The organism is Comamonas sp. A23, from assembly GCF_004522605.1.
Lineage (GTDB): Bacteria > Pseudomonadota > Gammaproteobacteria > Burkholderiales > Burkholderiaceae_C > Comamonas > Comamonas thiooxydans.
Map to the genome: position 1 here is coordinate 171,527 of NZ_RSDT01000001.1, position 15,244 is coordinate 186,770.

The window sequence follows — 15,244 nt, forward strand, 5'->3', positions numbered from 1 at the left end:
GCAAATGAGTGACATCGACAACATCCTCAATGGCGCGCCCGCACACCAGCCCGGCGCTGCTTTGCCTTCCAATAATTCTGCGACGCAGAAATCTGGGATCGATGAAATCCTGAAAGATGCCCCACCTCCGGATCGCGGCATTAAGGGCTGGGCGCAGGATCTGGCCGCATGGGGCTTGAAGGGGGCAATAGCCGTACCAGAGGCCGCTGTCGGAGTTGCGGACTTGGTTTCTGGCGGCAAGGTGGGCAAGGCGTTAGAGAACGAAGGTGGCAGCTTTGGACTGCGCTTCAAGCAGGCAAAGGAAGTTGCCAACGACTTTCACTCCGACACCTTCAAAGCGAAGCAGCGGGAATTCCAGAGCGCCGATGGCATCGTCGATAAGGCAAAGGTTGCCCTGCAAAACCCCGATTTGATTGCAGGCGCTGTTGTCGAATCCTTGCCGGCAATGGCCGCAGGTGGCGCAATCGGGCGGGGCGCCATGGCTGCCACCCGCCTGGGCCAGATGGGTGCCAAGGGCGCGGCCATCGCTGGCGCTGCTGGTGAGGGCGTGGTGGGCGCTGGCTCCGCCGCTGAGCAGATCCGCCAGGAGACTGCAGACGGCGAGTTGACCGCCAAGCAGGCCGCGCTGGCCGCCGGTACCGGTCTGGCTACCGGTGCGCTGGGCTTTGCTGGCAACAAGGTTGCCAACCGTCTGGGCATTGGCGATGCGGACATGATGCTGGCCCAGGGCACCAAAGGCATGGCCAAGGATGCCGCAGAGCGCGCCACGGCCGCAGCCGTCAATCCCCTGGCACAGCCAGCACACAAGAGCATCCTGCGCCAGATGGGTGAGGGCGCGATTACCGAGGGCGTGCTCGAGGAGCTGCCCCAGTCTGTGTCCGAGCAGATCCTGCAGAACGAGGCATTGGGCAAGTCTTGGAGCGAAGGCCTGGATGACGCCATTGTGATGGGCATCCTGTCGGGAGGCGCCATGGGCGCGGGCGCGGCTGGCTATCGTGGCTTCAAGGACAAGCAGATCGATGGTGCGGCGGCCAATGCCAGGAACGCCGCTGCCAATGCCCCGGGCGCGGCCCCTGGGCAAGATCAGGCATCCGCTGCTGCTGCCGTGTCGCCCGCTGCATGGACGACCTCGGCTGGCGCGGCTGCCGAGATGGAGCCCGGCACAGCTCCGGCATCGCCGGCCAATGCTCCAAATCTGGATTATGAAACCCTGCCCGGCGCGGCGCCCGAGGCCCAGGGCAATGAAATCGACTTCACGCGCGACTTTCCTGCCCCCGAGTGGGGTACGGAGTTGGGCGCTGCTGGCCAGCAGCCTGCCGAGACAGCCGCACCAGAGCTGACCCCTTCTCAGGCCATGGGTCTGGATCCGAACGCGGGTGCACTTTCCAAGGCTGCGGCCATGGCCGTGGACTCCGGAGCTTCCCCTGTGGTGCAGTCCCAGGTGGCGCCCATGGCAGAGCAGCTGACCGAGCAGCAGCAGGCCGCCCCGCAGGTGCCTGCTGGCGTGGACCCGGATACCGGCGAGGTATCGCTGCAAGCCCAGATGGACGAGCTCAAGAGCCGCATTGCCTTTATGCAGCAGCAGGGCGCGGCCCAGGGCTGGGACGGCAATAGGGCTGCCCAGCGCAATGCACTGCAGACCCAGCTCACCCGACTGGAGCTGCAGGCCGCCGGCGGTCAGGGGCGCGGCGCTTCGACCGCTGGTGCGCCTGCGCCCGTGCAGCTGACAGGCATCAACCAGATCCTGGCCAAGCAGATCCCCGACATGAACGAGCAGGAGCTGCAGCAGGCCATTGCCCATTACGGGCCCACCCACAAGCGCACCAAAAAGCTTGAGAAAGCGCTTCAAGCGCTTGCGCAGAAAACGCTAACAGCTATTGAATCAGGAGCGAATGCCAATGTCTCTGAAGCCGATAAAGCCCAGCAAGGCAGCGCGCAACCTGCGCAAACAGGAGCAGCGCAAGCTGGCCAAGATGCAGGCGAGGGGCTAGGCAATGGCACCACCCCAGCTGCGAACCATGGAGCGCAAGAGCAGGGCGCGAGCCTTGCGAAAGCTCAAGCGCAAGTCTCGCAAGCAGCCGGCGCGGCCCAAGCGGCCGTAGGCAAGGCGGCGCAGATCGCGCGTGAAGGCAATGCCGAGCGTGAAGCCCAGCGCCAGCGCCAGCTCGATGCCAGCGAACGCTGGACGCGCATGACCACGGCGGAGCGTCAGGCTGTCGCGGCCACGGCCCCTGGTCTGACCGTCATCGCACGCAAGAACGTGCACACCCGGGCATGGCCGGACCTTGGCGAGAAGATCCGCGAAAAGCTGCTGGATTCGCTGGTAGCACCGCTGGTAGATCCCACAAGTAAAGCGCCTGCAGCTATTGAAAATGCAGCAAAGCCTGCGCCAAAAGCCGTTTCCGGAGACGCCCTTCCGAAGCCTGCGGCGCAGCCCGTGGGCGATGAAAAACCGTTCGCGGCAGAGACAGGCACGCTGGGTATCCCGCGCGCCGAGATGCCGCAGGTGCCCACGGCCAACCATGGCGGCCTGGTCAAGCACCTGAATGCCCAGGGCATTGCGCACGAAACCACGACCGTGGATGCGGCGCAGCTCAAGCCGACCCAGGCTGAATACTCCCCGTCCAAGGTGGAAGCGGCCAAGAGCGCCACGGGCGACCGCGCGGTGATTGTCTCCAGCGATGGCCACATCATTGACGGCCATCATCAAGCCGTCGCGGCAGCCGAGGAGGGCAAGCAGGTCAAGGCCATCGTTCTGGATGCGCCCGTGGAGAAGGCGCTGGCTGCCGTGAAGGCTTCGCCCAGCGCCAATACCGAAGCAGCGTCAGAACGCTACGAGTACCCAGCCATAGGAAATACCAAGCCTGCCCAATATGAGCTGCAGAAGGCAGCAGTTGACTATCTCAATGGCGATGTGGGTAAGTCGGAGCTTGTCACCAAGGCGGCGCAGGCCTTGCGTGACGGTGTAACCCTTGGGCAGGTGCACGCCCTGTATATGCGGACCTCGGATTTCACCACTGGCGATGGATATGCCGCGGTTCGCGCATCCAGCCCTGAGATGGCAAGGGCGTTGGACATCGTTCAGGACGGAAAGGTATCCAAGTGGGCAGCAGTCAAGCAGATTGCAGCGCTTGGGCTCAAGGGCTCCCAGCTCAAGGCCGTAACGCAAGACGGGTATGTGTTTGGTAAGGACTTTTCAGACGCTGACCTTGAGGTGATGCAGGCCAACGTGGCGCCTGCGGCACCCGTGTCTGCGCCCAAGTCGGTACCGCAACGCATGAGGGACGCCAAGGCTGCCAAGGAGGCAACGACTAAGCCCGCACCCAATGGCGGACAGCGCAAGCAGGATCTGACTCCGGCGCAGGAGCTGGTACAAGGACAGATTGAGAATCGTGAGCGCCAGAGGAATGAGGCGTGGGCCAGGGTCAAGCAATTGCGTGCCGCCGTAAAAGAGGGCACTGCCAACCGGTTGCAGTTGCTCAAGGCCGAGGATGCCCATCGCCATTTGGTGCGCGAAGTGGAGGGCATGCGTGCAAAAGAGGATCCGCGCTTCCGCCGGCAGGAGTCCGAGCAACTGGCAGGCGCGGCCTTTGATGTGGCGAGCTTTCTTCAGAGCATGGATGAGGGGCAGTCGGCCAATGTCGCTGCAGCTGCTGCCCTAGCAGTGAACGTGCGTCCCAGCTATTCGCCGGCGGCCCGTGCCGAGGCAGTGCGCGCCGTCAAGGGCACTGCCGATGCCATCCGCCAGGCCTGGGCCAACGGTCCCGAGGTCATCGTGGCCTTTGACATGCAGGACGCTGTAGTGCCTGAGAGCGCGCGCCGCGCCGACCTGAAGCAGCGCAGCGGCGGCGCCCGAGGCGCTCCGGAGGGCTTCTATTACCAGGGCAAGGTGTACCTGATGGCGTCCAAGCTGAAGACGCCCAATGACGCCGCCCGCGTGCTGTTCCACGAGGCCTTGGGGCATCACGGCCTGCGCGGCCTATTCGGCAAGGACCTGGGCCTGATCCTGAATCAGGTGGCCACCATGCGCAAGGCCGAGGTGGACGCGAAGATTGCCGAGTACGGCCTGCGCCGCGTCAACAGGCTGGATCGCCGCATGGCTGCCGAGGAAGTGCTGGCTGAGATGGCGCAGAACACGCCGCAGATCGGGTTTGTGCGCCGCGCCGTGGCTGCAATCCGCACCTGGCTGCGCGCCAATGTGCCGGGATTCAAGTCATTGGCGCTGACCGATGATGAGTTGATCCGCAGCTTCATCCTGCCAGCGCGCGCCTGGGTGGAGCGTGGTGGTACTGACGGCGGTAACAAGGCTGACGCAACTTTCAGCCGAGAGGCTGCGCCCGAGCTACGCATCGCCACCAACTTCACCGAAGCGCGCGAGGCCGCGAAGGAATTCCAGGGCAAGGCACTGCGCAATGAGGAAACTGGCCTGGAAGCCCGTGTATCCCGCAATACCCTGGACAAGATGCTGAGCCGAAAGGCAGTGGAGCAGTCCACGAATGCGCGTGATCAGTCCATGGCTGTGGCCAATGTGGACCGGCTCTATGAAGCGGCATTGTTTGGGTGGAGCAAGGAGGACCGCGATAGCAACTCCAACCTGAAAGCGATTCATCGCTTTTTTGCTCCCATCGAGGTGGATGAGCGCATGCTGCTGGCGAAGTTGACGGTCAAGGAAACCGTAGACCCCACTCACGGTAACCCGCTCTACACAGTCGAAACCGTGGAGTTCAACGAAGAAACCCCCGCAGCTCAGTGGGTGGACGCATCTGCCAAGGCCGATGGCCAAGACCTGACTTCCATCCGCTCTGCGGGGGCACTGATAAGTCTAGCCGAAGGTCTGGAGCAGCGCAATGCAGCCGGTGGCGACAGTGCTACGGATGAGCCGATGTTCAGCCGCTCGCGCTTCATGGACCTCAAAGACAGCGCCCTTGACCAGCTGACCAAGACTTTCACGCACGAGGGAAAGGTATCGCTCTGGGACAAGTCCGTGGGTACCATGCGGCACCTGGCCGAGCGCGCGCCAAGCTTCAAGCCTGTCTATGAGTCTGCCCAGCAGAACATCGACGATGTGAGCATGCTGGCCAATGACGCGGCCGACATGGCGCCGCGCATCCTGCCGCGTGTGGAGTCGCTGGGCGACCTCAAGAAAAAGCCGGTCTCTGCTGCTGACAACAAGGCCGTGGCCCGGCCGCTGTTTGAGGGCACGCTGATCTGGGCGCGCGATGAGAACGGCAAGCCCACCCTGGTCGACGACCTGCAAAAGCGCTATGCCAATCTGTCGGCCCACAACAAGGCGGCCATGCTGCTCAAGCACGGCAAGATCAAATCTGAGGTGCTGGCCATGTGGCAGGGCCTGCCCGTGGCCCAGTTTGAAAAGAACATCAACGCGCGCTTTGAGAACAAGATGCTCAAGCCTGGCATTGTCTGGACCGATGCGGAGCTGCAGGCGCAGTTCGGTACCGATGCCAATCAGATCAGCCTGTACCGCGAGGCGCGCGCGGCCATTGATCGCTCCATCGACATGACGGCGCGCACCGACATGCTGCGCGTGGTGGGTGAGAAGTACGAGCCCATGCGCGATGCCGTGCTGGCGCAGCCATCCGTGGAGGCCGCAGCCCAGTTGCTGCTGGATACGCTGGAGCAGGATGCCAAGGCCGACCCAGACTCGCGCGACCGTCTGGCCGGATATATGCAGCTGATCAACCGCCGGCTGGATACGGCCGTGGATCTGCAGCAGGGCGGCTATGCCCCGCTGTCGCGCTTTGGTCGCTACACGGTGGATGTGGTGGATGCCAACGGTGAGCGCCTGTACTTCGGCATGTACGAAACTGCACGCGACTCCAACCGGGCCAAGATGCAGCTCGAGCACGAGTTCAAAGGCGCGACCGTCACCACTGGCACGATGAGTGCCGAGGCCTACAAGCTGTTTGCGGGCGTGACGCCGGAAACTCTGGAGCAGTTCGGGGAGATGCTGGGCCTCAAGGCCGAGGGCAACGAAGCCCAGGACAAGGCTTTTCAGGAGTTCCTGAAGCTGACCAAGAACAACCACAGTGCCATGAAGCGGCTGATTCATCGCAAGGGCATTGCCGGCTTTAGCGAGGATGTGGGGCGAGTGGTGGCCAACTTTGTCTACTCCAACGCACGCGCCGGGGCCATGGGCCTGAATGCGGGCAAGATGGAAACGGCCATCGGCAAGATCCCCAAGGAGCAGGGCGAGCTCAAGGATCTGGCCATGGGCCTGCGCGACTACATCCGCGACCCACAGGAGGAGGGGCAGGCCGTGCGCGGCATGCTTTTTGCGCAGTATCTGGGCGGCTCCATCGCTTCGGCCTTTGTGAATACGACCCAGCCCTTTGCGGTCACGCTGCCCTGGCTGAGCCAGTATGGCGGCATGAAGAAGGCCGGGGCTCAAATGGCCCGAGCACTTAACGATATGAGGCGCTCTTGGACGGATAAGGGCTTCAAGTACGAGGCCGATCTGGCCAAAGCCCTGCAGTCTGCCGAGGATGACGGCGTGGTCAGCCCCCAGGAAATCCACCAGCTGATGGCCCAGGCCCGCGGCGCGGGCATGCTGCGCTCGGGCGACGGCACCAAGGCGGGCGACCTGCGCGCCAAGGCCGGTAACTTGTGGGAGCAGGGCAAGGTGTTGTGGGGTCAGCCCTTTGCGCTGGCAGAGCAGTTCAACCGCCGTAGCACCTTTATCGCGTCCTACCGCATTGCCAAGGACCAGGGCATGGCTGACCCGGCGGGCTTTGCGCGCAAGGCGGTGCTGGAAACACAGTTTGTTTACTCCAAAGCCAACAAACCGAAGTGGGCACGCGGTGCGGTGGGCGGGACTTTGTTTACCTTCAAGACCTATTCGGTCAGCTATCTGGAACTGATGCAGCGCATGTGGACCCAGGGCGGCCCAGAGGGCAAGCGCGCGGTGGGTTGGGCCCTGGCAATGCTGCTTTTGATGAGCGGCGCCGGCGGCGTGCCCTTTATGGAGGATGCCGAGGACCTGATTGATGGCGCTGGCCAGATGATGGGCTACAACATCAGCGCCAAACAATGGCGCAAGGAGCTGCTGGCCAACGTGGTAGGCAAAGAGTTGGCCGAGTTCATGGAGCAAGGTATCTCTGGGCTGCCGGGCGCGCCCATCGATGTGTCCGGCCGCCTGGGCATGGGCAACCTGCTGCCCGGTACCGGACTGTTCCTGGAGAAGCCCAATCGTGAGCGGGACATGACGGAAATCATCGGGCCTGCTGGTGACCTGGTGGCGCGCGGCTTTTCTGGCGCGCGTGATGTGATCAAGGGAGTCGTGAACGGCGATGCTGCAACCGCTGGCAAGGGAGTTCTTGAATGGGCGCCCACGGCAGTGCGCAATCTGGCTAAGGGTCTGGACATGGTGGCCACGGGCATGTACCGCGATACCAAGGGCTACAAGGTGATCGATACGACCCTGGCCGAAGCCGCGGCCAAGGCTATTGGCTTCCAGCCCAAGAGCGTGGCCGAGGTGCAGGAGGCCAATAGCTTCATGCAGCGCAGCAAGTCGTTCTATACCCAGACCAGCTCTGACATCAAGGCGCAATGGGCAGACGCGCTATTCCGCAAGGACGAGGCCGCTGTGCAGCGGGTGCGCGAGCGCCTGGCTGCCTGGAACCGCGACAACCCCGAGCAGCCCATCGTAGTGAAGATGCCCGATGTGTGGAAGCGCGTGCGCGAGATGGGTAAGGACCGCAGCGACCGCATTGCTGACACGGCGCCCAAGGCTCTGCGCGCGCAAATGCGAAGTGTGGCAGCTGGATCAAGTATTTTGTAGGGCCGCTTAAATTGACGCGCACTGCGAACACCCCCCGCTTGTGGAGCGGAGTCCTCTGGCACTACACGGTTCTTCGCTTTTAGGACTCAACACAGATGCAGTTGAGGCAATGGTCTCACGGGATGAGCATTTAGCCTTGACGTCAGCGATAAATTTGACACTTTGGCATAACATTGAAGGCTGCTTGGGGGAGTTATGCCAATTTCAGAATGCGCGCTTTGTTTGCAAGTTAAAGACCTAAAGCGCTCACACGCGATACCGGATTCGGTTTTTAAAGTGATATTTAGAAAAAATAATGGGAAAGCTATTAGTTTTGATACTGATGATATTTCTCCTGTGGCGTATTCTACTGATAGCTGGTGGGAGCATCAGCTTTGTGAGTGTTGTGAAAGACACTTGAATCTTAGCTACGAAACTTACTCCCTCTCTGCTATTAGAGGCAAGAAAGGGAAAGTTGTTAAAAGTGAGCTTGGAGTGAGTATTTCAAATGTTGATGCGTTAAAGCTACAGCTATTTTTTTCATCTATTCTATGGCGCGCGGGAAAATCAAAAAATGACGCCTATAAGAAAATACGAATTCCAGATGATTTAGACGAAACACTTAGATCTCATATCCTTGCCAAGTCACGAATTCCGTTGAGAAAATTGACGGTAAGGGTATCAAGATTGATTGATCGCAGCAAAGACGGTGCCTTCAGTATGGATGTTCTGCGCAATTTTGTTTGCACCCCATTTGTTAGATGTACCTCTTTAGATGCCTTCGTTTTTTGCTTCCTTTTTGAAGGATTTTTTATTGAGTTATCCGTGCCGGGATATAAATTTAAAAAAATGTCAGAGTTTGGAGTCATAAATCCTAAAAATAAAATACTTATGATTCCTTATATAGATGTTTTTGATATACCAGAGATTGTTGGTGCTCTTTTGATGGGGTATAGGAAGAACAAAGAGGGTAAGGTGAATCTATAGAATAATTTTAGGAGCCTTCCTTTAACTAATTTTTACTCCAGTCCTTGGGGAGAAGCGGATCATAAGCACCCCTCTAGGGTTCGCCAGCGAGCCCTGATTCTTGGACATTGGCTGCAATCTCTGGAGAGCAGCCATGTCCAACACCGCATACCCCAAGGGTGCCGAGAAGATTCTTTCGGGCGCCATCAACTTTGCCGCAGCCACCATCAAGGTGGCGCTTGTCTCTGACGCCTATACCTACAGCGCAGCCCATGAGTTTCTGTCGGCCGTCACCCGTGTGGGTACCGACCAGACGCTGACGGGCAAGAGCGTGACCGGCGGCGTGTTCGATGCCGCGCCAGCGGAGTTCGGCATTCTGGCGCCAGGCAACAAGATCAAGGCCGTGGTGCTCTATATGGACACTGGTAGCCCATCGACCTCGCCACTGCTGTTCTATATGGACTCGGTGCAGGGCCTGCCCATGGATACCAACGGTGGCGAGGTTCGGGTGCCCTGGGATACCGGCCCCAACAAGATCGCGGCCGTGGGTCTGCCGTTCTATCCCAAGGCTGGGCAGCGCCTGCTCTCTGCCGAGCTGCCCTTGACCGGCGCGACGCTCAAGGCAGTCATGCTGCCTGGCAGCTATGTCTATGACCCAGCCCACGAGTTCCTGCCTGACCTGGGCGCGGTGGTGGGCTCGGCGGTCACCTTGACCGGCGTGACGGTGGCCGGTGGCGTGCTGGATGCCAACGATGTGGACTTTGGCGCGGTGGCTGCCGGCTCCACGGCGTCTTTCATCGCCCTCTATGCCGACACGGGCACGGCGGCTACTTCCCCGGTGGTGCTGTATTTGCCCAGCGTGGTGGGCTTCCCCATGACGACCAACGGCAGCGGCGTGGTGGTGCAGTGGTCGAACGCTGCCGCCAAGATTGTCAGCCTGCTGGGCACGGCGTAAGAGGGAGGGGAGCGCCATGGCCCGCAAGATGCTTTTTAGCAATAGCGCCGAAGCGGCGCTGCAGACCCCGTTACTGGACACCCCTCCACCGTATTACACCCTCTTGCCGGATGGCAGTCAGTATGAAGAGCTGCCGGAGTCCTGGGTTCCCGGTGATGGCAGTTACTACGTATTTGAGGTGAGTGATCCAGCGCATGCGGACCTGTTTGCAGAAGGTACTGGTCAGCTGGATCGCGCCCAGCCCGTCACGCTCACCCATGACAGCATGCCCGGTGTGTTTGAAATCGTGCATGTATACACCCGCTTTACCAATGTATTTGAGGTGTTTCGCGCCCAAGAGGGGACCTTGGTCAGGGCGTGGCCTGTTGGCACCAAGGTCAGCGCCAATGTGACTGCCGGCATGCTGGAGTCGTTCTTGCAAGACGATGGCACGGTGGCGCGCATTGGTGGCGAGAACCAGTCGGTATTGCTCGGTGCTGTGGTCGAGGCTGCCGAGAAGCGTCCCGCAGGAACCAACAGTTTTGTGTTCAGGTCACGTTCGCTCGTCGATTGGGCGGTGCAGTTCGGCGCCTACCCCGTACTGCAGCCCTTGCCAGCCCAGCGCCCGAAAGAAAGAGAGTACAGCGGTAACCATTACCGGATCTGGCAGGACCTGGCGCTGGCGCACGAGAGTACCGGAGGCTTTTGGCCGGCAGACATTGGGGTGCCCAAGGCTTGGGCTGCTGGTGGCTATAACAACTTCAAGCAAGGCGCAGTGTTCACGCCTTCCACGCCCAACGGCTATCAATACTGGGCCGATGTGGTGGTCGAGAAAGCGATTGATTCCCTGACCTTCAGCGAAGAACCTGCATTGATCCCCGGCGAAATTTTGTCGGTGCTTGATACCGATGACAACTCGCTGCGTGGGAACCTGGTGCCGCAGGTCATGCCGGTGGTGCAGAGCACCAACTTTCGCCACCCTCTGATGGTGACCGAGGTGGGTTTTATGGGGCGCGCGAGCATGGATGTGACGCAGATGCCCGTGGTTTCCATTGGTACCGAGGCCGATCCCACCCGCTTTGCCAATGCCGTGAGCCTGGATTCGCTGGTGGCCAGCGGCGACTTGAGCGTCCACCGCATCCCGATTGCAGCGGGTGGCGCGCTGGTCGAAGACATTAAAGTCACAGTCACTCAAGCCGGCGTCGGAGGCCCCATCCCTGGACGCTTCTATTGGCGCGGTGTCTTTATGGTGGATGGCGGGACATGAGTTATCCGCTCATCAATGGCGCTTCCATCAATAGCTCGGGGGGCTCGTCCGAAGCGCCGCTAGTACCTACGCGCGGCATTCCCATGGCGCTCAGCGGCACGCAAACCGCTGCGCGGGTACTGCTGGTGCCATCGGCCGACGCGCTGGCGCTGGGCGCACTCAGGATTCAGATCCCGATTCGGCCGTCTTCGCTGGCGCTGGCTCAGGGCGGCGTGCCCACGGCCAAGTTTCAGGCCACGCTGTACCCGGCACCCTTGCCCATGGCCGTCGAGGGGCAGGCCCAGCTGGTGCTGACGGTCTTTCCTGAGTCTGCCGACGCGCTGGCGCTGGGCGCGGCCAAGGTCAAGACCGGGACCGATGTGGAACTCAAGTCATGGGGCTTGGGCATGTGCGTGGCCGGCCAGGTGACCGCGACTCAGACCCAGCCGCAGCCCTCGGTGACCTACCAAGTGCCCGGGGCGCGCGCGATGCGCTACGGCGCGGCTGCTATCGAGCTTCCTTCCATTGTGCTCAAGCCGCAGGGCTCGGATGCATTGCGCATGGGCAGTGCCCGGATGGTGCAGGTAGCCAAGGCTGCACCGAGCCAGGCCATGGCCTTTGGTCAGCCGCGCACGGTACAGATCGTCAAGCCAGCCAGCGGGCACGCCCTGACTCTGGGGCGGCCGGGCGTTCGCGCGGGCTTGCGGCCTGTGGGCATCGCTCTGGCCGTGGGTGGCGTGCCTTCCGTCAGCCTGGCGCAGAGGGTGCTGCAGGTCGAGTCGGCAGATGCCCTGCAGCTGGGCTATCCGGGCCCGCTGGCCTACGCCTTCCATGTGCGCCAGAGCTTCGCCCTGGAGCTGAGCCGCCCGACCGTTGCAAGGACTCATCAATGCTGACCTTCAAGAGCTTTACCGGTATCAACAATGTGCAGCCCGAGCATCGCCTGAAGGCTTCGGACTTGCTGGCCGCCAAGGATGTGGACATTGGCCTGGATGGTGAGGTATCGCGCCGCGGTGGCTTCACGCGCCTGTCCGAGGTCTGCCATAAGAACCTTTGGCCTGCCGCCGGATTTCAGCTGGCGACGACCGAGGGTTCTCTTGTCTCCATTTCTGATGACGCAGGCACGAGAGTGCTTTGGCCCAATATCGGCACCGAGCGCGTCTGGTACTGCAATCTGCCCGATGGGCGCACGCTGTTTTCTACAGGGTTGCAGCGCGGCATCACGGACGGGCTGACGGCCCAGATGCTCACGGTGCCGGAGCCGGCCTCTCTGGGTGCCCTGGATTTTGCCTTTGGCGAGCTGGAGCCCGGGCAGTACCGCTATGGACTGAGCCATGTGCGTCTGAGCGACCACGCCGAGGGGCCGGTGAGGGTGTCCGAGCCGGTGTCGGTGTCTCAGGGTGGCCTGCGCCTTGATGGGCTGCCGCAGCTGCCGGGCCATGCCCTCAATGTCTACCTGAGCGGGCGCGACGGCGAAGGCATGTTCATTGCCGGTACTGCGGTGGAGCGCAGCTTTGAATTCGGCGGGCGCAATAGCTCTCTGGTGCTGCCGGCCCGCACGCTGGGCGCCCGGGTGCTGCCCGATGGCACGCTGATGGCCTTCTGGCGTGGCCGTGTGCTGGTGGCCCAGGGCAAGGTGCTGTGGGCCAGCCGGCCTGCTGTGCCGCATCTGAGCGACTGGCGTGACTTCAAGCCCATGACGGCTGACATCACGGCCTTGGTGCCCGTGGATACGGGGATCTATGTGGGCACGACCCAGGATCTGATTTTCCTGGGCGGGGAGACTTTCGACAGCCTGATCTATACGGCGACTATGCGCGGCCCGGTGGTGCTGGGCTCGGGCATAGCGGCGCCGGGCCACCGCCTGGCGCTGGGTGACGGTACCGGGGCGGGCGAGGCCATGCTGTGCATCGCGGGTGGCGAGGTGGTGGCTGGCTTTGATGGCGGGCAGACCACTAGCCTGACGGCCAACCGCTTCAAGACGGCTGCCAAGGAGGTGAGTGCGGCTTTCCGTGAGGTGAACGGCATTCCCCAGTACATGGCGGTGCCGCATGGCTGAGATGTTCAATCCCTTCAATCGCAGGGTGACGGGCGAGCCCTTCAATGGGCTGGCGCCGGTGCAATTGCGCGTAGAGGAGGGCACTGCTTCGCGCGACCAGGTGAGGGCGGTGCAGGATGCCTTCGCGCGCTTTGCGCGGCGGGCGACTTTTTCGCATGTGCCCAACCCCACCGAGAGCGGCGTGCTGGGCGATGGCAGCCCCTACCGTATCACCACGGTGGGCAATACCACCATCGTGCAGCTGTGGCCTGAGCAGCCGGATCTGGAAAGCGGGGATCGGGGCGTGCTGGTTCGCACTGCGGCCCAGCTGTACCTGGTCGGCTATCACGCCGGCCGCTGGCGCTACCGCAAGGTGAACAGCGCATTCGGCGGCACGGGGGCCTGGATCTCCAGCCGCAACCCGCGCTATTTCACGGACGCGGTGAGCCGAGGGGATCACATTGAAGAAATGCCCAACCGCAAGCATCGCCTGCGCGACTCTGTGGTGCAACAGCCCCGCAGCGCGAGCAGCATTGCTCTGGGCATGGCCTACGGGGATGCCAATGGAGGTCTGGGATTTATCGGTACCCATGGCGCCTATGTCCAGGCGGCACTGAACAAGCAGAGTGTGAGTGTGGCCGAGGCACCGCTTGTGTCCGATGCCTCCTTTGCCATCAGCCCGAATGACGTGTTTGCAGTGCCCGAAGTCGTCGCGACCTTTACGCCCGTGCTCCCTGCTGAGGCCGTGATTGCTGATGTGAACGGGGTGGCGCGCTGCAGCCGGCTGCGCGGCGGTACCGGCGTGAGTGTGGGCGTGGTGAGTCCCAATCAGAGCATCGGCCTGAATGAATTGCCGACCCTGGCGCAGAAAAAGTGGATTGCCGAGCAGGCACTAACCCACGAGCTGAAGCTGCGCATCAACTCGGCCGGCGGCTATGAGCTGGATACGGTGGCGGTCGGCTCTGCCAGCATGACGGTGGTGATACCGGCTGGCGTGAGCTTCCCGCCCACCGCTCCCCAATGGCGACAGTCTTCGCAGGGCTCCATGCGGTCGCGTCCATCCGGCTTATTCGTGATTCCGTTCCGCGAGGGCGGCATCGCCCCGGCGCAGGTGAATTTCACCAACCAGGTGGCCTGGGATTGGGTCTATCAGTATGAGTTCACCCGCAGCGCGCCGGTGCTGCTGGGCTATGGCTGGAGCGATGAGCGACAGGTCTTCAGCCTGAAGTCTCAGGACAGCCAGCATGTCACTGTGCGCCTGGATCGACCGGAGACGGATACGGAGGCCTTGGCGCGGGCAGACGGTATCTATTTCTACCGCTATATCAACGTCGAGAATATCGAATCTCCCCCGGAGGGTGGCAGCGTCAGTCTCTTGTTTCAGCTGCCCGAAGGCGAAGCAGGTACCGCTCTCTTGCAGGATTGGCGCGACTTCATTGCCAGTGCAGCGATCAGCCAGGCGGCGGTCAAGACGCGCAGCGGCCAGCTGGTTTCCAAAAAGCAGCTGCAGACGCCCTGGGGGGCGATAGCCCTTCTGGATGTCGATGTGCAAGTGGTCACCGAATATCGCTACGAGGTGCGCCACAACAACGAGCTGCTGCAGCCGGAGCTGTTCACTATCCGGGCCGTCGAAGGCATCGCGGCACGCAGGCAGTTGCTCTATATCGATCCCTTGCTGGAATTCGTGGCCTATTTGGAGGTGGTGACGCAGGCCTTTGTGCCTGCTGGTGTCAATGATGCGAGCACAGTCACGACCAGCGGCACCAAGGCGGCGGTAGTGTTTGAGCGCAAGGGGCAGGTGTTTTTTCGTCAGGCGCTTGCCGGAGTTTCCGAGGCATCGGTGACTGGCGGCAAAGGCTCTTGGCTGGACACCCAGGATCTGGAGCGGTCCGTGCCGCCTGAATACCAGCCCATGTCCGAGAAAGGGCAGCTTCCCGCAACGGGGCCCGAAGGGGAGCAACTGCTTGTGGGCTGCGATGTGCCTTATTACGTGCCCTCCTACGACGTGCCGCTGGAAGTCGTGACCAATGGCGCCGCGCTCACGCCCCAGAACTACCCCATTCCCTGGCCCAGTTTGGAGGCCCTGCCATCGCTGGCGGTGCGCGCCGCCATCGATCCTGGGAACTGGCAGGGCAGCAGTGCCGCTGGCGTTGTGGAGCTACTGCAGGAGGACAAAGTGATTGCGGCCTGGGCGCTACCGCCCCGAGGCTCGCCCGTGCCGCTGGCGTCCATCGCCCCCATCAACCCGGCCCAGATGACCGGATTCATAGCCTCCGCCTAGAC

7 protein-coding genes are annotated in these 15,244 nt (G+C 61.9%); all 7 read left to right on the plus strand.

Going from position 1 to position 15,244, the window contains the following annotated elements; all coding sequences use genetic code 11:
• Positions 1 to 4 precede the first annotated feature (4 nt).
• The 7 genes from EIC84_RS00885 (at position 5) to EIC84_RS00915 (ending at position 15,242) form a co-directional block, all read left to right on the plus strand.
• The gene (locus EIC84_RS00885) at positions 5 to 7,798 is read left to right on the plus strand and encodes a PLxRFG domain-containing protein (protein WP_003066360.1); all 7,794 of its coding nucleotides are present in this window, start codon (positions 5 to 7) and stop codon (positions 7,796 to 7,798) included.
• A 195-nt stretch (positions 7,799 to 7,993) separates the two neighbouring features.
• Positions 7,994 to 8,764, plus strand: coding sequence for a hypothetical protein (locus tag EIC84_RS00890; protein ID WP_131361336.1), 771 nt, complete (start codon positions 7,994 to 7,996; stop codon positions 8,762 to 8,764).
• 133 nt (positions 8,765 to 8,897) lie between these two features.
• Entirely contained in the window at positions 8,898 to 9,698 is an 801-nt protein-coding gene (locus EIC84_RS00895; protein ID WP_003066362.1) for a hypothetical protein, read from the plus strand.
• A gap of 16 nt (positions 9,699 to 9,714) precedes the next feature.
• Complete coding sequence (locus tag EIC84_RS00900; protein WP_003066364.1) at positions 9,715 to 10,944, plus strand: hypothetical protein; 1,230 nt, start codon at positions 9,715 to 9,717, stop codon at positions 10,942 to 10,944.
• Positions 10,941 to 11,819, plus strand: coding sequence for a hypothetical protein (locus EIC84_RS00905; protein WP_003066366.1), 879 nt, complete (start codon positions 10,941 to 10,943; stop codon positions 11,817 to 11,819). Before EIC84_RS00900 ends, EIC84_RS00905 begins: the two co-directional genes overlap by 4 nt.
• On the plus strand, positions 11,813 to 12,982 hold the full coding sequence (locus tag EIC84_RS00910) for a hypothetical protein (RefSeq protein WP_003066368.1): 1,170 nt from the start codon (positions 11,813 to 11,815) through the stop codon (positions 12,980 to 12,982). The genes EIC84_RS00905 and EIC84_RS00910 overlap by 7 nt, the downstream gene beginning before the upstream one ends.
• Entirely contained in the window at positions 12,975 to 15,242 is a 2,268-nt protein-coding gene (locus EIC84_RS00915; protein ID WP_003066371.1) for a hypothetical protein, read from the plus strand. The genes EIC84_RS00910 and EIC84_RS00915 overlap by 8 nt, the downstream gene beginning before the upstream one ends.
• Positions 15,243 to 15,244: the final 2 nt, after the last annotated feature.